18 protein-coding genes are annotated in these 18,730 nt (G+C 71.8%); 9 read left to right on the top strand and 9 right to left on the bottom strand.

The features are described 5' to 3' along the window. Positions 1-1,037 precede the first annotated feature (1,037 nt). Together Afe05nite_RS43690 and Afe05nite_RS43685 are read left to right on the top strand one after the other, a co-directional pair. Positions 1,038-1,226 (top strand): hypothetical protein, encoded by a 189-nt coding sequence (locus Afe05nite_RS43690; protein ID WP_239117721.1) that lies wholly within the window; start codon positions 1,038-1,040, stop codon positions 1,224-1,226. Between the two features lie 45 nt (positions 1,227-1,271). Further along, on the top strand, positions 1,272-1,505 hold the full coding sequence (locus tag Afe05nite_RS43685; RefSeq protein ID WP_239117720.1) for a hypothetical protein: 234 nt from the start codon (positions 1,272-1,274) through the stop codon (positions 1,503-1,505). Positions 1,506-1,508: 3 nt separating this feature from the next. Here the strand turns inward: Afe05nite_RS43685 and Afe05nite_RS10840 are convergent, their stop codons facing one another. Next, positions 1,509-1,718 carry a dodecin gene (locus Afe05nite_RS10840; RefSeq protein WP_203816888.1) on the bottom strand — a complete coding sequence of 70 codons (210 nt, stop codon included), beginning with the start codon at positions 1,716-1,718 and terminating at the stop codon, positions 1,509-1,511. 143 nt (positions 1,719-1,861) lie between these two features. On the opposite strand from Afe05nite_RS10840, the gene Afe05nite_RS10835 reads away from it, so the two are divergent. Beyond that, positions 1,862-2,254 carry a hypothetical protein gene (locus tag Afe05nite_RS10835; RefSeq protein ID WP_203816887.1) on the top strand — a complete coding sequence of 131 codons (393 nt, stop codon included), beginning with the start codon at positions 1,862-1,864 and terminating at the stop codon, positions 2,252-2,254. A gap of 499 nt (positions 2,255-2,753) precedes the next feature. Here the strand turns inward: Afe05nite_RS10835 and Afe05nite_RS10830 are convergent, their stop codons facing one another. Beyond that, a complete protein-coding gene (locus Afe05nite_RS10830; protein WP_203816886.1) occupies positions 2,754-3,734 on the bottom strand; it encodes an aldo/keto reductase in 981 nt (326 codons plus the stop codon). Positions 3,735-3,797: 63 nt separating this feature from the next. On the opposite strand from Afe05nite_RS10830, the gene Afe05nite_RS10825 reads away from it, so the two are divergent. Both Afe05nite_RS10825 and Afe05nite_RS10820 read left to right on the top strand, forming a co-directional pair. Next, the gene (locus tag Afe05nite_RS10825; protein ID WP_203816885.1) at positions 3,798-4,766 is read left to right on the top strand and encodes an ArsR/SmtB family transcription factor; all 969 of its coding nucleotides are present in this window, start codon (positions 3,798-3,800) and stop codon (positions 4,764-4,766) included. Positions 4,767-4,868: 102 nt separating this feature from the next. Continuing rightward, a complete protein-coding gene (locus Afe05nite_RS10820) occupies positions 4,869-5,474 on the top strand; it encodes a YdeI/OmpD-associated family protein (protein ID WP_203816884.1) in 606 nt (201 codons plus the stop codon). 133 nt (positions 5,475-5,607) lie between these two features. Here the strand turns inward: Afe05nite_RS10820 and Afe05nite_RS10815 are convergent, their stop codons facing one another. Then, complete coding sequence (locus Afe05nite_RS10815) at positions 5,608-6,399, bottom strand: Fpg/Nei family DNA glycosylase (protein ID WP_203816883.1); 792 nt, start codon at positions 6,397-6,399, stop codon at positions 5,608-5,610. Between the two features lie 38 nt (positions 6,400-6,437). Beyond that, positions 6,438-6,923: a RidA family protein gene (locus Afe05nite_RS10810; protein ID WP_203816882.1), complete on the bottom strand. Its 486-nt coding sequence runs from the start codon at positions 6,921-6,923 to the stop codon at positions 6,438-6,440. Positions 6,924-7,101: 178 nt separating this feature from the next. Between Afe05nite_RS10810 and Afe05nite_RS10805 the strand changes: the two genes are divergently transcribed. Beyond that, a complete protein-coding gene (locus tag Afe05nite_RS10805; RefSeq protein WP_203816881.1) occupies positions 7,102-7,278 on the top strand; it encodes a hypothetical protein in 177 nt (58 codons plus the stop codon). A gap of 56 nt (positions 7,279-7,334) precedes the next feature. Here the strand turns inward: Afe05nite_RS10805 and Afe05nite_RS10800 are convergent, their stop codons facing one another. Together Afe05nite_RS10800 and Afe05nite_RS10795 are read right to left on the bottom strand one after the other, a co-directional pair. Further along, positions 7,335-9,422 (bottom strand): transglycosylase domain-containing protein, encoded by a 2,088-nt coding sequence (locus Afe05nite_RS10800; protein WP_239117719.1) that lies wholly within the window; start codon positions 9,420-9,422, stop codon positions 7,335-7,337. 884 nt (positions 9,423-10,306) lie between these two features. Continuing rightward, entirely contained in the window at positions 10,307-10,717 is a 411-nt protein-coding gene (locus Afe05nite_RS10795; RefSeq protein ID WP_203816879.1) for a rhodanese-like domain-containing protein, read from the bottom strand. Between the two features lie 97 nt (positions 10,718-10,814). Here Afe05nite_RS10795 and Afe05nite_RS10790 point away from each other — a divergent pair, with 97 nt between their 5' ends. Then, positions 10,815-12,374 carry a sensor histidine kinase gene (locus Afe05nite_RS10790; protein ID WP_203816878.1) on the top strand — a complete coding sequence of 520 codons (1,560 nt, stop codon included), beginning with the start codon at positions 10,815-10,817 and terminating at the stop codon, positions 12,372-12,374. On the opposite strand, the gene Afe05nite_RS10785 is transcribed toward Afe05nite_RS10790, so the two are convergent. Genes Afe05nite_RS10785 through Afe05nite_RS10775 form a run of 3 tightly spaced genes read right to left on the bottom strand, consistent with a single transcriptional unit; the run spans position 12,318 to position 15,606 of the window. After that, entirely contained in the window at positions 12,318-13,499 is a 1,182-nt protein-coding gene (locus tag Afe05nite_RS10785) for an FAD-dependent oxidoreductase (protein WP_239117718.1), read from the bottom strand. The two genes, Afe05nite_RS10790 and Afe05nite_RS10785, sit on opposite strands and share 57 nt — an antisense overlap. A gap of 57 nt (positions 13,500-13,556) precedes the next feature. Further along, positions 13,557-14,537, bottom strand: a complete 981-nt coding sequence (locus Afe05nite_RS10780; RefSeq protein ID WP_203816877.1) for a Gfo/Idh/MocA family protein — start codon at positions 14,535-14,537, stop codon at positions 13,557-13,559. A gap of 49 nt (positions 14,538-14,586) precedes the next feature. Then, positions 14,587-15,606, bottom strand: coding sequence for an NAD-dependent epimerase/dehydratase family protein (locus tag Afe05nite_RS10775; protein ID WP_203816876.1), 1,020 nt, complete (start codon positions 15,604-15,606; stop codon positions 14,587-14,589). 62 nt (positions 15,607-15,668) lie between these two features. Between Afe05nite_RS10775 and Afe05nite_RS10770 the strand changes: the two genes are divergently transcribed. Beyond that, complete coding sequence (locus tag Afe05nite_RS10770) at positions 15,669-16,976, top strand: endo-1,4-beta-xylanase (protein WP_203816875.1); 1,308 nt, start codon at positions 15,669-15,671, stop codon at positions 16,974-16,976. After that, positions 16,973-18,718 (top strand): serine/threonine-protein kinase, encoded by a 1,746-nt coding sequence (locus tag Afe05nite_RS10765; RefSeq protein WP_203816874.1) that lies wholly within the window; start codon positions 16,973-16,975, stop codon positions 18,716-18,718. The genes Afe05nite_RS10770 and Afe05nite_RS10765 overlap by 4 nt, the downstream gene beginning before the upstream one ends. Positions 18,719-18,730: the final 12 nt, after the last annotated feature.

Below are 18,730 nucleotides of genomic sequence, written 5' to 3'. Positions count from 1 at the left end.
GGTCGGGTGCTCGGTGTCCCAGCCAGAGACGGGCCCGGTCGGGATCGGTCAGGTCGGGCGCGGGGGTGCCGGCGGGCGGGATGAACGGCCGGCGGCGGTTGGCCTCGGCCGGGTGCAGCGCGTCCATCGCAGCCGCGGCGGTGGCCACGTAGTAGTCGAAAAGACGGGTCAGCGCGGCCTTGCGCTCGGCCGGCCGGTCCTGGTCGTGGGCGCGGCCGAGGGCGTACGCGCGGACCAGGTCGTGGAACGTGTAACGACCGGGGCCGGCCGGCTGGAGCAGGTGGTCGGCGGCCAGGTCGGCGAGCGTGGAGTCCACCTCGGAATCGGCCAGCGCGGCCACGGCGTACCCATCGAAGTCCTGCCCCGGATGGAGCGCCGCAAGGCGCAGCAGACGCTGATGAGCGGGGGAGAGGCGCCGGTAGGAGAGGCTGAGCGCGACCTCGAGCTCGGAGTCGAGGCGGCGCTGCCGGTGCCGCTCGTCGAGCCGGTCGGCATGATCGGAAAGGGTCCAGCCGGGCGTGCCGCGGATGTGCGCCACGATCAGGTCGAGGGCCAGCGGAAGGTAGCCGGCCCGGCGGGCGATGCGCGCGACGACGTCCGGCTCGCCGCCGACCGCCGCGGTGAGGAACGCCGCCGCCTCGGCCGGGGTGAAGACGTCCACGGTGAGCCGGGTCGCCGGCCGGAGCCCGGCCAGGTGGCGCCGGCTCGTGATCAGTGTGCGGCTGCCCGGCACCCCGGCCAGCAGCGGCCGCACCTGCTCCGCGGTGGCGGCGTTGTCCAGCAGCACCAGCGTCGGCACCGCGCCGACCCGGTCGCGGAACGCGGCGGCGAGATCGGCCGGCTCATGCGGGATCTGCTGGCCGGGCATTCCCAGAAGGCGAAGAAACCCGTCGAGTACGGCGATGGGGTCGGCCGGTGGCTGCGCCGGATCCGGGTGGAAACCGCGCAGGTTGACGAAGAGGACCCGCTGCACAGTCTTCTCGCGCAGCAGCTGGTGTCCGACGTGGACGGCCAGCCGGGTCTTGCCGACCCCGCCCATGCCCTCGATCGCCGACAGCACCACCGCCTCGCCGTCGCGCATGGCGTCGCGGAGCCGGTCGAGCTCGCTCGCCCGCCCGGTGAACCCGGCCAGGTCGGGTGGCAACGTGTCCTGCACGCGCACCTGCGAGACGGCCTCGATCTCACCGCCCACGGCCCGCAACGCCTGCCGCCACGAGGCCACGTAGCCGGCGTCCGGGTGCAGCGCCTCGACGACCGCGACCAGGAGCTCGGTGTTGAAGCGCCGCCGTCCGGTCCGGAAACAGTTCGCCACCGTGGACCGCCGGGCGAGCCCGCCGGCCGGCCGGCCCGCCGCCGCCCAGGCCGCGTTGACCCGCTCGGTGATCGCGTCGTACGACGGGTCCCCGGCCCAGACCTTCAGCAGCCGGAGCTTCTCGACCAGGTCGTCGAGAGTCGAGGCCTGCGTCGGGTCGGGCTCCTGGGACAACGGCACCGTCCGAGGTTAGCGCTCAGTCCTCGACGCGGAATCCGATCTTCAGGCGGACCTGGAAATGGGCCACCTCGCCGTCCACGACCTGGCCGCGGATCTCCTGGGTCTCGAACCACTCGATGTTGCGCACGGTCTGCGCGGCCTTCTGGACGGCGGTGCGGATGGCGTCGTCGACGCTGGTGGGGCTGCTGCCGACGATCTCGCTGAGCCGGTACACGTGGTTGGTCATGCTCCCACCCAACCAGACGGCGCCGGTTCCGGGGGACTTCTGTCAGTCACGGCGCGGCCCGCCGCCCAGCAGGCTCCACCCGCAGGCGGTCGCACCGGTACCAGCCGGCCGGGGCCGTTGCGGCGCGAGGTCAAACTGTACGGGTGAGCGGAAGCAGGTTCGGGGCGGCGGGCAACGGCGCCCTTGTCGGGTTGGGGATCATCGGGGTGTGGGGCGGTGCCCACGTGGTGGCGACGGTGCTGGCGCCACCCGGGTTCGAGGGCGAGCATCTCGAGAGGTCGATCGCGGTGACGATGACCCTCGCGGTGGTCGGCAGTCTGATCGGCGGGGCGCTGCTGGCCCGGCGGCTGCGGCTGGAGCACCCTTGGCCGTACGCGGCATCGGGCCTGGTCCTCACCCTCGCCGCCGCCCTCTGCGGGTACGGGATCGCCCGGCAGGCGTTCGGCGCGGCCGGTGTGCTGTTCTTCGTGGCCTGCGTCGCCGGGATCTACGCGGCCCTGGCCGCCGGCGTCGGCCCGGCCCCCGCCGAGGACTAGCGCGCTCCGTCGACCGGTTCGGCGGGCCGGAGCCGAGCCGCCCGGACACGCTCGCGCCAGGGCCGGGCCTTGTCGAGGGCGATGTCGAGAGCGGGGTCGGTGCGATCGAGGCCGACACACCGGGCCGCTCCTCGACGGTGAAGAACTGGTCGCCCGACGTGGTCCAAGGGGCGATCTCCCCGTTCCGGAAAGCCGCGCGCAGGGCGGGCCGAGGCAACTGAACCACGACGAAGACACCCCGGCCCGTACCGGACAGGACCGCACCGCCGAAAGCGCGACCCGACCACCGTACGTCTCCGACAGTGACCGGCAAGCCGCCGCGTTCTCCCACCCAGGCCCGTTCGACACGGGTTTCGCCCTTTCGGGTCAAGCCCTGCCATGGCCAGTCCCGGCCGGCGACCTCGGCGCCACGAGGAGCAGCCGGGCGCCGCCTCGTCGAAGTCGATATCCCCCGCGCATCGGCTCCGAGCGGAGTAGGAACGGTCCACCTGCCGGGACCTCACCAGGCCCAGGCTTCCGGGCCGGGGCCCCCGTTGCCGATCGGCGGGAAGATGGTCTCGAGGGCCGCGCGGGTCTCTTCGGTGAGGGGATGGTGCAGAGCGGCGATCGGCAGGTCCAGCTGGGCCGGGGTGCGCGGTCCGAGGATCGGCGCGGTCACCTCGGGGCGGGCCAGCAGCCAGGCGATGGCCACGGTGGTCGGTTCCTGGCCGAGGTCGGCGCAGAGCTGCTCGTAGCGTTCCAGGGCCGCCCGGTGCGGTTCCACGCGTTGCGGTGCGTGCAGAACCGAGCGTCCCGGCACGCCGTCGCGTTGTTTGCGCAGTGCACCGGAGAGTGCGCCGAAGTGCAGCGGCGAATAGGGCAGGACGCCGATGCCCAGTTCGGCCGCGGCGGGCAGGACCTCCAGTTCGACGTGTCGGGTGAGCAGGTTGTACTTGCACTGCTCGGAGACGACGCCGAGGAAGTGGCGACGGTCGGCGGCGGCCTGGGCACGGCTGAGGTGCCAGCCGGCGAAGTTCGACGATCCGACATAGCGGATCTTGCCCTGCGCCACCAGGGTCTCCATCGCCTGCCAGATCTCCTCCCACGGGGTACCTCGTTCGATGTGGTGCATCTGGAACAGGTCGATCCAGTCGGTCCGCAGGCGGCGCAGCGACGCCTCGCAGGACGCGATGATGTGCCGGGCGGACAGGCCGCGGTCATTGGGCCGGTCGGACATCCGGGAGTACACCTTGGTGGCCAGGACGACGGTGTCGCGGTGGCCGGACTTGTCGAACCAGCTGCCGATGAAGCGTTCGCTGAGCCCGTCGCCGGTCTCGCTGCCGTACATGTTCGCGGTGTCCACGAAGGTGAGACCGGCCTCCATGGCCCGGTCGAGAATCGCATGGCTCTGCTGCTCGTCGATCTGCCAGCCGAAGTTCATGGTGCCGACGCACAGTCTGCTCACGGTCAGGCCGGTCCGGCCCAGGCGGGTGTATTCCATGCCGCGACGGTAGGAGCCGTCGGCGCCGTGGTGTGAACCGTTCGACTGTGCTCGAATGGCCCGGTGATCGAGTGGGAGTTCGGGACCGCGGATCTGGCCGGGCTGCGGTTCGCGCACTCGCCGATGGCCGAGGTCGTGGCCAGCACCTTCGCCCTGCGCGGTGGATCCGACGCCTGGCTGCAGGCGTCGTGGCGGGCCCGGACGGCGCCGATGCTGCCGAGCTGGCCGACCTTCGCCGCGGTGCTGGGCGGCCCGCGCGGGGCTGCACCGGACTTCCTCACCCCGCCACCGCGTACCGGCCGGCCGACTCTTGCCGAGGAACTCGCCGACGTGGCCGCGACACCGCTCGACCAGGTCGCCGGGCAGGTGCACGCCGGTTGGGCCGGGCACGACGCCCCCGCGGAGATCGACCGGTTCGCCCGCGACCCCCGGTCCGCCCTCACCGCGCTCCTCGCGGAGACCCGCGCCTATTACGCTGCCGCGATCCGGCCGCTCTGGTCGCGGCTGCGCGGGGCCGCCGATGCGGAGATCGCCACCCGCGCCCGGGCGGCCGCCGAGCACGGCGCCCGGATGCTCGTCGACGAGCTGCATCCCAAGCTGGGTTGGAACGGTTCCGCGCTGCTGCTGCGCTACCCGCACAAACATGGGCACTGGAGCCTCGACGGACACCACCTGACCCTGCTGCCCACCGGCTTCGCCGGCACCGAGGTGTACGCGATGGCGAAGTCACCGACCGGCCGCACCCTCTGGTACGCGGCGCGCGGCCACGGGAACCTCTGGTCGCCCGCTCCGCCGCCCGGCCCGACGGAGCGGCTGGCCGCGCTGCTGGGGCCGACGCGGGCGGCGGTGCTGACCCTGCTGGCCGCCCCGCACAGCACCGGTGATGTCGCGGCCCGGCTCGCCTTGGCCACGGGCACGGCGTCGTACCACTTGACGACACTGCGCGATGCCGGACTGGCCGCCGCGGTACGCGCCGACCGGCGGCTGCTCTATCAGCGCACCCGGCTCGGCGACCAACTCGCCGCCGGCTGAGCCGAACCGGCGCGCGGTCACGCGCCCCGGTCACGACGCCCCGGTCACGACGCCCCGGTGGCGGCGGGCCGGCCGGATGCGCGGATCGGTTAGCCTGCCGTCATGGCGAGCGCGGAGCTTGACGAGTTGATCGTGGTCGACGCCGAGGCGCTGCGCACGTGGCTGACGGCGAACAGCGCCACGTCGCCCGGCGTCTGGCTGGCTCTGACCCGCAAGGGCGGCACCGTCACCACGCTGACCTGGCAGCAGGCGGTCGACGAGGGACTGTGCTTCGGCTGGATCGACGGGCAGGCCCGGAAACGGGACGAGGAGAGCTCGTGGATCCGGTTCACCCCGCGCCGACCCACCAGCCCCTGGTCGCAACGCAACGTCGCCCACGTGGCCCGACTGGAGGAAGCGGGACGCATGCTGCCCTCGGGCCGCGCCGCGGTGGACGCCGCCAAAGCGGACGGGCGCTGGGCCGCGGCGTACGCCCCGCCGTCGGAAGCCCAGACGCCGCCGGACCTGCTCGCCGCCATCGCCGCCGTCCCGGCCGCGCAGGCCATGTACGACGTCCTCACCAAGACCAACCGGTTCGCCCTCATCTACCGCGTCAACTCCGTCAAGCGCGCGGAGACCCGCGCGCGCAAGATCGTCGAGTTCGTCGCCATGCTGGCCCGCCACGAGACGTTCTACCCGCAGAAGGCCAAGCCCGCGAACCTGCCGTGATCGGCTTGAGCCGCAGAACAGAAACGGGGGAGCGGCCCTGGGGAGGCGGCTCCCCGGCTTTAGACGTCGAGCGTCTTGCTCTGGCGGAAGCCCAGCACCCGGTGCCGACGCCCCAATCCGGTTGAATGCCTGGTTATCGGCGCTGATCCGTGGAGCACCACCAGGTTGTGCGGCCGCCGACGGTGCCGCGGGTCATCGGGGCGCCGTCGCGGGGGCAGCGGCCGCCGGGGCGGCGGTGTTCGACGATGGTCAGGGTGTGCACGCCGCCGTCGCGCAGGGCGTCGGCGACTGCCTGCTGGGTGGCGGCGTAGAGGCGTTTCGCCAGGGGACGGGTCAGTTCGCGGCGGCCGGGGTTGATTTTGGCCTGCCACAGGATCTCGTCGGCCAGCAGGTTGCCGATGCCGGCGATCAGGTGCTGGTCCATCAGGTGGGCCTTGATCGGCGCGGTTCCGCCGGTGACGGCCCGCAGGAAGGTCGGCTCGTCGATGTCGGCGGCGTCCGGGCCCAGTGCCTCGACCGGCGGGTCGAGGCGCACCCGGCCCAGCCGGCGGGGGTCGACGAGCAGCAGCCGGCCACCGTCGGCGAACGTCAGGGCGAAGCGTGACCAGCGGTAGTCGCCGGGGGCGCGCCGGCCCTCCCAGTAGTCGCCGCCGTCGATCTCGTCCCCGGCCGGCGAGGCGACCACGATCTTGCCCGACATGCCCAGATGGAAGCCGAGCACCGGTCCGGCCTCGCCGGACGTGTCGCACCACATGCTCTTGCCGCGCCGGTGGACCGCGGTCAGCTCCCGGCCGACGAGCGCGGCGCGGATGTCGCCGGGGCGGTGCGGGCGGCAGACGTACGTGTCGGTGTCGTCGACCTCGGTGATGGGTCGGCCGAGCGCGGCGCGTTCGATGACCGAGCGGGCGGACTCGACTTCCGGCAACTCTGGCATGGTCCGTCGAGCCTAGCCGCCGCCGGACCTCAGGTGTGCAGGTGGACCTGGGCCTCGATTTCGACCGGGGTGCCGAACGGCAGTGCGGCCTGGCCGACCGCGCTGCGGGCGTGCGCGCCCACCTCGGGACCGAACACGTCGAGGATCAGGTCGGAGAAGCCGTTGATCACCTCGGGCATCCGGTCGAAGCCGGGGGCGACCGCGACCATCCCGAAGACCCGGCCCCAGGCGGCGATCCGGTCCAGGTCGCCGAGCGTACGGGTGAGACCGGCCAGGATCGACAGGCCGGTCAGCCGGGCCGCCCGGATCGCCTCGTCGAGCGTGACCTCCGCGCCGACCCGGCCGAACGGACCGGCCAGCGGGCCCTGCTCGGACTGCGGCCCGTGCCCGGCCACGTAGGCGACCGTGCCCACCACGTGCACCTCCCGGAAGGGCAGGCGCACCCCGCCCGGCGGGGTGACCGGCGGGGGGAGGACGAGGCCGAGCTCCGCGATGCGACTGCCGATCAGGCTCATGATCCCGAAGCTTAGTGCGGGCGCCACCGGTCGACGGCATCCACGGCTGTTCGCACACCACCGGCGGGTGCGACGGCGGCCAGGCCGAGTACGTCCGGGTGCCGTTCGCCGACGTCGGTCCCAGCCCGATCCCGGACGGGCTCGACGAGGACGACCCCGCGCCGCCCACTGGCTTCTGTTGCTGGCCGGTGACCGGGTCGACGGCCTGGAGAGCCGGTTCTCCTCGCCGCGGGAGGCCCGCCCCGACCGGCTGATCGCCGAGACCGGGGTGGGCAGCGAACTGTCCCACCACGGCATCTCGTCGCGTACCGCCGGGCACCGGGCCGACCGCTCGTCGTCGCGGCCCCCTGGGTGATCGGCGCGGGCAGCGCCTATGCGGTGCTCCGCCGCCGGGCCCGGTAGGGCGGCTAGCTACTCCCCGGGCTTCTTGAACTGCTCGTTCGGTTTGCCGTCCATGTAGTCGCCGACCGTGTTCCAGACCGCCGGGTTGATCACGTCGTGCTTCATCTGGTCGGAGTGCGCCTGCCAGTCGGGGTTGACCATGTAACCGGCGACGACGATCGACGTGGTGCCGACGACGAGCGAGGCGGTCTTCTCGGCGTCGGTGGTGCCGGTCTTGCCGAAGATCGGGTGACCGACCGCGCCGCGGGCGCCCTTCGCCGTGCCGGTGCCGGCGCAGCTGCCGAGCTGGGCCGAGTCGCCGACCGGGCAGCGGGCCGCGTCGATCGTCTTGCGGGCCACGTCGGGCTTGGTCACCTGCTTGCAGTTGGGCTTGCCGACAGTGAGCTTCTTGCCCTCGTGCGTGGTGATCTCCTGGACCGGGGTGGGCACGCAGTACTTGCCGTCGGCGGCCAGCGTGGCGTACGCGTTGGCGATGTCCAGCGGGGTCGACGCCGAGACGCCGAGGGTGAACGAGCCCCAGTCGTGCGCCGACTTGGTGGCCAGGTCGTCCTCGGTCTTCTCCCGGAACTGCACACCGAACCGCCGGGCCACGTCGACCACCTTCTCGGCGCCCACCTGCTCCTGCAGCGGCACGAAGTAGGTGTTCACCGACGCCCCGAAGCCCGTCCACATGTTGTACGGCCCGAGCTCCTTGGCACTGGAGTTGCTCGGGCAGTAGTGGCCGTTGCAGGCGGCCGGGGCGGCCGAGTCCCGGTAGAGCGGCGAGATGTAGCGGGCCGTGGTGTTGATGGTGAAGTCCAGGTCGAGACCGTTCTCCAGGGCCGCGACCATGGTGAACATCTTGAACACCGAGCCCGCCTGATAGCCCTTGATGTCCCCGCCACCGGTGATGATCGGGTTGGTGGTGTTCGGGTAGGTGGCCCGTACCCCCGCCTTCTTCTTCTTGGGGTCGGACGACAGCGGGTTGGGGCTGGCCGCGGTGGGCAGCTTGAACTTGCGGTTGGCGGCCAGCGCCAGCACCTTGCCGGTGCCCGGCTGCACGGCCGCGAGCAGCACCGCGTTCACCGAGTTGTCGCTGCGCTGCTCCAGGACGCGCTTGCGGGCCGACTTCTGCGCGTTGATGTCGAGCGTGGTGACGATCTTGTAGCCGCCGCTCTTGAGACGCCGCTCCCGGTCGTACTCGTTGTCGCCGAACGCCGGCTGCGACAGCCACCACCGCTGGAAGTAGTCGCAGAAGAAGCCCCAGTCGTTGCGGGACACGCTGGTGCAGCCGTTGCCGATCGACCGGGTCTTGTTCGGGACCTTCTCGGCCTTGGCCTTGGCGGCCTGGTCGGCGGTGATGAACTTGAGCGACAGCAGGTCGTTGACCACGTAGTTGCGGCGCTCGGTCGCGCGCGGATAGCCGTCGGCGGTGGTCGGGTCGTAGTACGTCGTGCCGCGCACCATCCCGGCCAGCAGCGCCGCCTCGGCGACGTCGAGGTCCTTGGGCTTCTTGCCGAAGTAGACCTGGCTGGCGGCGTAGATGCCGTAGGCCCGGTTGCCGAACGGGGCGATGTTGAGGTAGCGCTCGAGGATCTGCTCCTTGGAGAGCTGCTTCTCGAGTTCGAGCGCGTACTTCATCTCGGCGACCTTGCGCTCGCTGGTCTTCGCCGTGGCGGCCACCACCTCGGCCGGGCTCGACGCCGAGTAGGACAGCGACATGCGCACGACCTGCATGGTCAGCGTCGACGCGCCCTGCTGCGAGCCGCCGCTCTGGTTGTTGACGAACGCCCGCGCCAGGCCCTTGAAGTCGACCCCGTGGTGCTCGTAGAACTTGTGGTCCTCGGCCGCCACGATGGCGTGCTGCATGTTGGGCGAGATCTCTTTCAGCGGTACGTCGCTGCGGTACTCGTCGTACATGACGGCGAGCTGCGTCTTGCCGTCGGACGCGTAGATCCGGCTCATCTGTGGCGACGTCTGCTGCTTGATCTCGCTGGGCAGCTGCGCGAACTCCTGGGCGCTGGCCTTCGCCACCAGCCCGGAGAGCGCCGCGCCCGGCAATGCGGCGGCCGCGACCACCACCCCGGCGAGCAGCCCGCACAGGACGAGCGAACTCATGTTGGTCAGCGGATGGCGGTCACGTCGACGGAGGGGGAAGCGCACGGCGGCCAGGTTAACGGAGGAGATCAACCTTTGCCCGTTCCGCCGGAGCGCGACCATCCGATCACCAATCGTGGCCGGACCGTGCTGAACTGGCCCTTTCCGCTGTCTGAACGATGGTCACACAATGCTGTCTCGAGGTAGATGCGGTTGGATGGCAAGCGGTTGGTGGCGATTGTCACGGGACCGGATGGCGCTGTTTGCCCCTTTTCCGAAGTCGCTGGTGGACCGGCATCCATTTCACCTGTGCGCACCATTGCATTCTTTCCGGCGGCCTCGCCGCGAAACGTTGCACACCCGGCTTCGCGGGATCTGCTGAATATGGCGTCCTCGACCGCTTACTACGCTTCTTTCCGGGGCAGGACAACAGCTTCATGACACGGATCGGGTTGTTCAATTGTTGTCATCGACATGGCACGGGCCCTCCTCGACGTTGGTGCTCAGGTCGCTGATCGTCATCCGGAACGCGGCGAACGGACCCTCGCGATCGGGCCCGGGTTCGGGGCGGGGCCCGGGTTCGGGTGAACGACCAGGTCATTGTGGCAACGGTCCTGCGCGGGGGCTCTAGACCGTGACCGCAATCTGCGCGGGACGAAAGCCGCAAAAGGTCGCTTCGGCGTGCAGCGGCCGACCCGCATCCGGGCTGAGCCCGACGCTGGGCACGGTGGTTCGGCGCCGGCTGACGCCGAGCCGCAACCGGCACCCGCGCCCCGCCCCGTCCTGCGTCGCGCCCCGCGCGCCGGCACCCGCGCGCCGGGCGCCCGCAGGCCGGCGCCCGCAGGCCGGAGCGCGGGGCGGGGTGGGGTGGGGGCGCGCAGGCCGGGCGGTGTGCCGGCGGGTGGCTATTCGCGGATGTCGGCGGGGTCCTGCGTGGTGGGCAGGCCGGCGGCCAGCCAGGCTTCGGCGCCGCCGGTGAGGTCGGTGGCCCGGGGCAGGCCGATGGCGCGCAGGCTGGCGGCGGCGAGGCTGGAGCTGTAGCCCTGGCGGCAGACCACGATGATCTGGCGGTCGGGGTCGGTGGCTTCCGGGATGCGGTGGGGGGAGCGGGGGTCGAGCCGCCATTCGAGGACGGTGCGGTCGATGACGATGGCGCCGGGCAGGTCACCCTGCCGGGCCCGCTGCCGGTCGGTGCGGGTGTCGATCAGCAGGGCACCGGTCGCGACCGCCGCGCGGGTCTCGTGCGGGTCGAGCCGGCGCACGCCCTCGCGCGCTCGTTCCAGCAGGGCGTCCACACCGTCGAGGGTTGTCGTCATCCGCCGATCATGACACCGGTGCCGTGGCTGCCCTCCGGCAGATGAGCACTGATGACCGTAGGTGATACTCCTCGCAACTTTACCGAGGGAAGTGCTGATGAGTCGTCTGCGTGCGGGCTCGTGGACGTTGCGCAGCCGGGTGACCGCGCTGTTCACCGTGGCCGGGATCGTGCTCGCCGGGATCGGGGTGTTCGCGGTGGTCACGGCCTCGGCGGTGAACGGGCACCTCGACACGATCCTCGACAAGACCGGCCCGATGCGGGTCGCCGGGCAGGAGCTGTACTCGGCGTACCTCGATCAGGAAACCGGCATCCGCGGGTACGTGCTGAGCCGCTCGGACAAGAACCTCGAGCCGTACCAGCGCGGGGTGGCGGCCGAGGCACTGCTGGTCGCCGAGATCGAACGGCTGAACGGCTCCGGCGGACGCGCGTCGATCGCGGCCGACCTGGCGAACGTGCGACTGCGCTCGCGGGAGTGGCGCAGCACGGTCGCCGAACCGGTGATCGGCGACCCGGCCGGCACCCGGCAGCCCGACGAGGCCGCCGCCACCGCCCGGTTCGACGCGGTACGGGCGGCCGTCGACCGGTTGCAGGCCGACATCCTGGCGTTGCGCAACGAGGCCGCCGGCGCCGCCCGGCGGACCGGGTCGGTGCTGCTCACCCTGGTGATCGCGGCGGCGGTCATCGTGGCCCTGGTGGGGGCGCTGCTGCTGCTCCTGCTCGACCGGCTGATCACCCGGCCGGTGACCGAGCTGGCGTCGCACGTGCGGGAGGTGGCCGACGGCGACTTCGATCGGCGGATCACCAGCTCCGGTTCGCCGGAGATGGTGAGCCTCGCCGCCGACGTCGACGGGATGCGCCGGCGGATCGCGGCCGAGCTGACCGTGGTCCGCGACGCCCGCGCCGAGGTCGAGGCCAAAGCGGAGGAGCTGACCCGGTCCAACCGCGACCTCGAACAGTTCGCCTACGTGGCGTCGCACGACCTGCAGGAGCCGCTGCGCAAGGTGGCCAGCTTCTGCCAGCTCCTGCAACGGCGTTACGCGGGGCAGCTCGACGAGCGGGCCGACCAGTACATCGGGTTCGCGGTCGACGGGGCGTCCCGGATGCAGCGCCTGATCAACGACCTGCTGGCGTTCTCCCGGATCGGCCGGATGACGACCGGCTTCAAACGGGTCGAGCTCGATCGGGTGGTCGAGGACGCCGTCTCGCAGCTCGAGCACCGCACCGACGACGCCCAGGTCGTCTGGTCCGGCCTGCCCGCCGTCGAAGGCGAGGAGCCGCTGCTCACCACGCTTTTCGTCAACCTGGTCGGCAACTCCCTGAAGTTCCGCCGCCCGGACGTGCCGCCGGTGGTCCGGGTCACCGCGCAACGCGACGGCGACGACTGGGCGGTGAACGTCCGGGACAACGGCATCGGCATCGAGGCCGAGTTCGCCGACAAGGTGTTCGTCATCTTCCAGCGGCTGCATCCGCGGGACGCGTACGAGGGCACCGGTATCGGTCTGGCGATCGTGAAGAAGATCGTCGAGTACCACGGCGGGCGCATCTGGCTCGACCTCGAGGTCGCCGAGGGTTCCTCGATCTGGTTCACGCTGAGCGCGTCACGAACCGCCGAGGAGCCGGCCGATGTGGTCGGGGGCGAAGAACTCGGGCGGTGACGTCACCCCCGAGTTGAGCCGGGCGAACGCGTCCATCGCCGGCTGGTTGCCGGCGATCGCGCCGACCAGCTGGATCATCTGCTCGTCGGGCGGCTGGAGCGAGGCGATCCCGAGCGTCATCTGGTAGTGCGGCATCGCGCGGGCGTCCCGGCGGGCCTGGTAGCCGGCCAGCGCGCCGGGCTCGCCCCGCAGGGTGCGGTCGAGAGCGTGGGCCAGTTCCCCGGCGTCCAGGAACGCGTCGGTGATGCCCTGCGCGGTGATGAAGTCGCGGCTGTAGCCGGCGTCGCCGACCAGCGCCCAGCCGTCCCCGAACGGCACCCGGAAGTAGTTGGGCACCGTGGCGCCGACGATCCGCTCCTCCCGCTTGGCGTCCCGGATGCGCTCGGTGAACTCCGGCGACAGCGCGAACGTCTCGGTGAGCGTCGCCTCGACGTCGTCGCGGTGCGCGGCCAGCTCGGCGTGCGGCCAGCCCCCGACCACCATGGTCAAGCCGTCGTTGGTCGGGCACACGGCCCAGCCACGACCGGGCCGGCTGTAGGCCTCGAAGGTGTCCGTCGGCAGGTTGCTCCAGTACGAGTAGTAACCGACGGTGAGCGGCGGATGATCCTCGTACGACTTCGCCCCGACCGCCCTGGCAACCACCGAGTTGCGCCCGTCCGCGCCGACCACCACGCGCGCCCGCTCGCTCACCCCGCCACCACCACGTACGCCGGTCACCCGCCCGTCGTCGTCGAAGATCAGCTCCTCGACCACGAAACCGGCACGCACCTCGGCACCCGCCGCCGCAGCGGCATCGAGCAGGATCTGGTCGAGCAGCGTACGGCGGGGGGCGTACGCGTACGGCGACTCGGCCGTGCCCGGCGCCCCGGCCAGGGTGACCGGCCCGAAGTCGAACGAGTAACGCCCCACCGGCGGGCACCCGGTAGCCGCCACCCGGTCGAGCAGCCCCCAGCGGCGCAGCGCGTCGGCGCCCGGCGGGTGGATCACGTGGGTGGACACCGTGTCACTGGGAAACGTCGCCCGGTCCACCAGCAGCGTGCGATGGCCCTGGCGGGCGAGCAACATGGCCAGCGGCGACCCGGCGCACCGGGCTCCCACCACGATGACGTCGTACGGTTCGGTCATCGAGCCATAGTGGACGACCCGCCACGGGGTGTCCACCACCCGAGAGCCGGCCGGCCGCTATGTCCAGGAGGTGCGGGCGAAGCCGGCCGCCGCGTAGATCGCGTCGATCGCCGCCATGTTGGCGACCGGGTCGTCGCCCTCGGTGGGCAGCGGGGAGCCGGTGCGCAGGGCCGCCAGGACGGCCTCGAGCTGATGGTCGTAGGTGGTGCGGCCGGCGACGGTGGACACGTGCGGGACGCCGTCGACCTCGAGACGGATGCTGTGGCCGTTGGACGGGAAGACGACGTTGTCGACGGTGAGGGTGCCGCGTTCGCCGGTGAGGGTCAGGGCCGACTTCAGGGTCACGTCGTCGGCCATGCTCGCCGTCATGGTGGCGGCCACGTCGCCGGGGAAGGTCAGTTCGGCTCGCATGGACATGTCGGCGCCGGCGGGGTTCCTCGTGGCGGTGGCGGTGCGGACGGTGGGCGTACCCGGAAAGATCGAACGCAGCCAGTGGACCGGATAGCAGCCGAGGTCCATCAGGGCGCCGCCGCCCAGCTCCGGCTCGTGGCGCAGGGTGCCGGGGGCGTAGGGGTTGGCGCCGGTGAACACGGCTTCGGCGTGGTGGACGCGGCCGAGGATGCCCTCGGTGACCGCCTGCCGGACCCAGGCGCTCAGCGGGTGGTAGTGGTCGTGGAACGCCTCGATGACGCGGCGGCCGGTCTCGGTGGCGGCGGCGACGACGCGGCGGGCCTGGGCGGCGTTCATCGTGAACGGCTTCTCGCAGAGCACGTCCTTGCCGGCCCGCAGCGCCGCGACGGTCCAGTCGGCGTGCATCGACGGCGGCAACGCGTTGTAGACCAGGTCCACCTCGGGGTCGGCGAGCAACGCCGCGTAGTCGGCGTAGGCCCGCTCGATGCCGTGCTCCGACGCGTACACCTCGGAATGGGATCTGGAGGCGACCGCCGTGACCACGACGTCGTCGCGGCGGCGCACCGGCCGCAGGATGGCGGCGCCGGCGATGCCGGCGCCGCCGAGAAGACCGATTCTCGTGATCATGGCGGGTCCTACCAGGGTGCGTCGACGAACGGTATGAGCAGGGAGAACACTAGTGGGTGCCGGAGCCGGCGGCGAACACCTCCCGGGCGGCGTGGTAGGCCGCGACGATCCGGTCGAGCACCGCGTCGGTGTCGTCCGCGGCCGGCCGGGCGGGATTGTCCCGGCGCCATGCGGCCATCCGGGCGGCAGCGCGGTGGAAGGTCAGCCGCGGGGCGAAACCGGGCACGAAGGTACGGATCTTGGTGGTGTCGAAGACGGCGCTGTGCCCCAGGTCGCCGACCATCTCGCCGGACCAGAACCACTCGGGTGCCACCAGCGGGAACATCTCCGACGCGACGTGCACCAGGTTCGCCTCGACCCCCAGCGCCTCGGCGACGATCGTGTAGATCTGGTCCCAGGTGTAGACGTCGGAGCCGGTGATGTTGAAGGTCTCGCCGATCGCGCGCGGGTTGCCGAGCAGCCCGACCAGGCCCGGCGCGAAGTCCTCGGCGTGGGTCAGCGTCCACAGCGAGGTGCCGTCGCCGTGCACCGGGATGGTCTCGCCGCGGGCGATCCGGTCGACGGTCGCCCACCCGCCCGGCAGCGGGGGATTGGCGTCGTCGTAGGTGTGCGACGGCCGCACGATCGTCACCGGCAGGCCCAGCAGCGCCTGCTCGGCCTCCCATTTCGCGGTGGCGTAGGGCAGCGGTGGGTTCGGGCCGGTCGGGGTCGACTCGGTGATCGGCACCTGACGGACCGGCTTGGCGTAGATCGAGGCGGAGCTGATGTGCACGTACTGCCGGGCGCGGTGGGCGAACAGGGCGGCCTTGCGGCGGGCGTCGCCGGCGTCGAAGGAGAGGAAGTTGACCACGGCGTCGAACGTGCGGTCGCCGAGCGCGGCCGCCAGCGCGGCCTCGTCCGCGACGTCGGCGATCAGGGTCTCGGTTCCGGCGGGCGGTTCCCGGCGGCCTCGATTGAGTACGGTCACACGCATGCCGGACTCGACCGAGAGGCGTACGCAGGAGGTGCTGATCGTGCCGGTTCCGCCGAGGTAGAGCACGCTCAGCGGCGCGGAGTCGGTGTGCAGCATGGACAGGTTCCTCTCGAAGCGTCGACAACGGTCGCTGGAAGTCTCGTTCAGGAGGGCGTCGAATGAAGCACCGCATCGGGGAGACCGCACTGACCGTGCTCGGACCGGACGGCCGCCCGCACGCCGACCGGGCGGTCACGGTGGCGCAGCAGCGGCACGACTTCGCGTTCGGCAACATCGGGTTCGATTTCGTCGAGCTGGTCGGCGGTCCGGCCGGCCCGGCCCGGTCCGGCGGCAGCGAGCGGCTCGGGCTCGACGTGCTCGGCGATGCCTGGCTGGGTCTGTTCAACACCGCGACGCTGCCGTTCTACTGGGGCGGCTACGAACCTCGGCGCGGGGAACCGGACACCCGGCGACTGACCGCGACCGCGAGCTGGCTGGCCGAGCGGGGGGTCACGGTCAAGGGGCATCCGCTCGTCTGGCACACGGTGCAACCCGACTGGCTGCTCGGGCTCGGGCTCGACGAGGTGTCGACCCTGCTCAAGGCCCGGATCCGGGACCTGGTCAGCGGCTTCGCCGGTCTGATCGACGTGTGGGACGCGGTGAACGAGGCGGTGATCATGCCGGTGTTCGCCAACGGGCCCAACGCGATCACGCCGCTGGCCTGGGACCGGGGCCGGATCGCGATGGTGCGGATGGCGTTCGAACAGGCGCGGGCGGCCAACCCGGGCGCCACCCTGGTGCTCAACGACTTCGACCTGACCTCGGCGTACGAGTGCCTGATCGAGGGTGTGCTGGAGGCCGGCATCCGGATCGATGCGATCGGTTTGCAGACCCACATGCACCAGGGCTACCACGGCGAGGAGCGGATGCGGCACACGCTCGACCGGTTCGCCCGCTTCGGCCTGCCGCTGCACCTGACCGAGACCACACTGGTCTCCGGGCACCTGATGCCGCCCGAGATCGAGGACCTCAACGACTATCGGATCCCGTCCTGGCCGAGCACGCCCGAGGGCGAGCAGCGGCAGGCCGAGGAGATCGTCCGGCACTACCGCTCGCTGGTCGCGCACCCGGCGGTCCAGTCGATCAACTACTGGGGTCTCACCGACGACGGGGCCTGGCTGGGCGCACCGGTCGGGTTGCTGCGCGCCGACGGCAGCCGCAAACCCTCCTACGACGCCCTGGCCGGGTTGATCAAGGGGGAGTGGTGGCTGCCGCCGACCGAGATGCGGACGTCCGCCGACGGTGTGGTCACCGTGCGGGGCTTCTTCGGCGATTACACCGCCGGCGGCGCGGCCTTCTCGATCCGTCCCGGCGTCACCGCGGCATCGGTCACCCTGGGCGACCAGGGTACGGCGCGGATCGGTGCCGAAGACGTCGGCGCGGGGGAGAGTGAACTGACGCCCGCTCGGGTAAATCGGCCCGTATGACTGCGGAGGCGGTCCACGATCGCTACCGCCTGGGCCGGATTCTCGGTGCGGGCGGCATGGGGCGTGTCTATCAGGCCCGGGACGAGGTCCTCGGGCGCGACGTGGCGCTCAAGGAGATTCTGCTTCCCCCGGAACTGATCGAGGCCGACCAGGAGGCCCTGCGGAACCACATGCTGCGGGAAGGCCGGGCCGCGGCCCGGCTCGCCCACCCGTCGGTCGCCCGGGTCTACGACACGTTCGAGTCCGAGGGCCGGGCGTGGATCGTCATGGAGTACATCCCGTCCCGCTCGCTGCAGGAGGTCATCGACACCGATGGGCCGCTGCCGCCGAAACGGGTCGCCGAGATCGGGATCGCCGTGCTCGCGGCGCTGCGGTCGGCGCACGCGGCGGGGGTGCGGCACCGCGACGTCAAGCCGGCGAACGTGCTGCTCGCCGATGACGGGCGGGTGGTGCTGACCGACTTCGGGGTGGCCGCGGTCGACGACGACAGCATCGCCACCCGTTCCGGCCTGGTGCTGGGCTCACCGCAGTACATGGCCCCGGAACGAGTGGTCGACGGCGACACCAGCGAGGCCGGTGACCTGTGGTCGCTGGGCGCGACGCTCTACTCGGCGGTGGAGGGACACGCGCCCTACACCGGGCACAACGTGATGGAGACGATCACCGCGATCGTCTCCGAGGAGCCGCAGTCGGCGCCGCACGCCGGGGAGCTCGGGCCGGTGATCGGGGGGCTGCTGCGCAAGTCTCCCGGTGCGCGCCTTCAGGCCGAGGAGGCCCAGCGGCTGCTCGAAGTGGCCCTGACCTCGGTGCCACGCCAGCGCAAGCCGGCCCGAACCGCACGACTGAAGGCGTCCCCGCCGGCCACCTCGGCGCAGGCCCGGCCCGAGGCGCCGGCGTCGGCGCTCCCGGATGCCCCGTCACTACCGGATGCCCCGTCACTCCCGGATGCCCCGTCACTACCGGGCGCCCCCTCGCTCCCGGAAGTGCCGCGCGAAGCACCACCGGCGGGGCCGCGGGACGAGCGGTCGACGAAGTCGCGGAAACCGGCCCCGCTGATCGCGGCCGGGCTGGTGGTGCTCCTTCTCGTCGCCGGTGTGTTCGCGTGGACGACCATGCGGTCCGACAAGGACGAGCCGGGCACGGCGGCGCCGGCTGCACCGCGTACGCAAGCCTCGTCGGCCCCGGCCACCGCCTCGCCGTCACCCTCCGCTGTCAGCTCCGCCCCCTCCTCCGGCACCCCCTCTTCCGGCGCCCCGTCGCCCGCCGCCTCGTCCCCGGCCCCCGCGGGCGAGGCGGCCGGCCGGCCGGCGCTTCCGGCGGGCTGGACCGATTACCGCGACCCGACAGGCTTCCAGGTCTACGTTCCGACCGGCTGGACCCGGTCCAAAGAGGGCAGCATGGTCTACTTCCGGGCGCCGGGGCGGGTCTTCGGCGTCGACCAGACCAAGAGTCCGCAGTGGGATCCGGTCGGTGACTGGCGCGGCAAGGCCGATTACCGGGTGGCGCGCGGCGACTTCCCGAACTACCACGAGATCCACATCAAAGAGGTGAAGTACTTCCTCAAGGCGGCCGACTGGGAGTTCACCTTCGACCGTGGCGGCACCCGCCAGCACGTCAACAATCGGGGCGTGGTGACGTCGAAGAAGCAGGCCTACGGTTTCTACTGGCAGACCACCGACGCCGCCTGGTCGGGCGCCCGCGACGATCTTCAACTGGTCTTCGACAGCTTCCGCCCGGCATAACGGCGGGCGCCC

Source organism: Paractinoplanes ferrugineus (assembly GCF_016862195.1).
Taxonomy (GTDB): Bacteria; Actinomycetota; Actinomycetes; order Mycobacteriales; family Micromonosporaceae; genus Actinoplanes; species Actinoplanes ferrugineus.
This window is presented reverse-complemented; position numbering and strand designations above follow the sequence as displayed.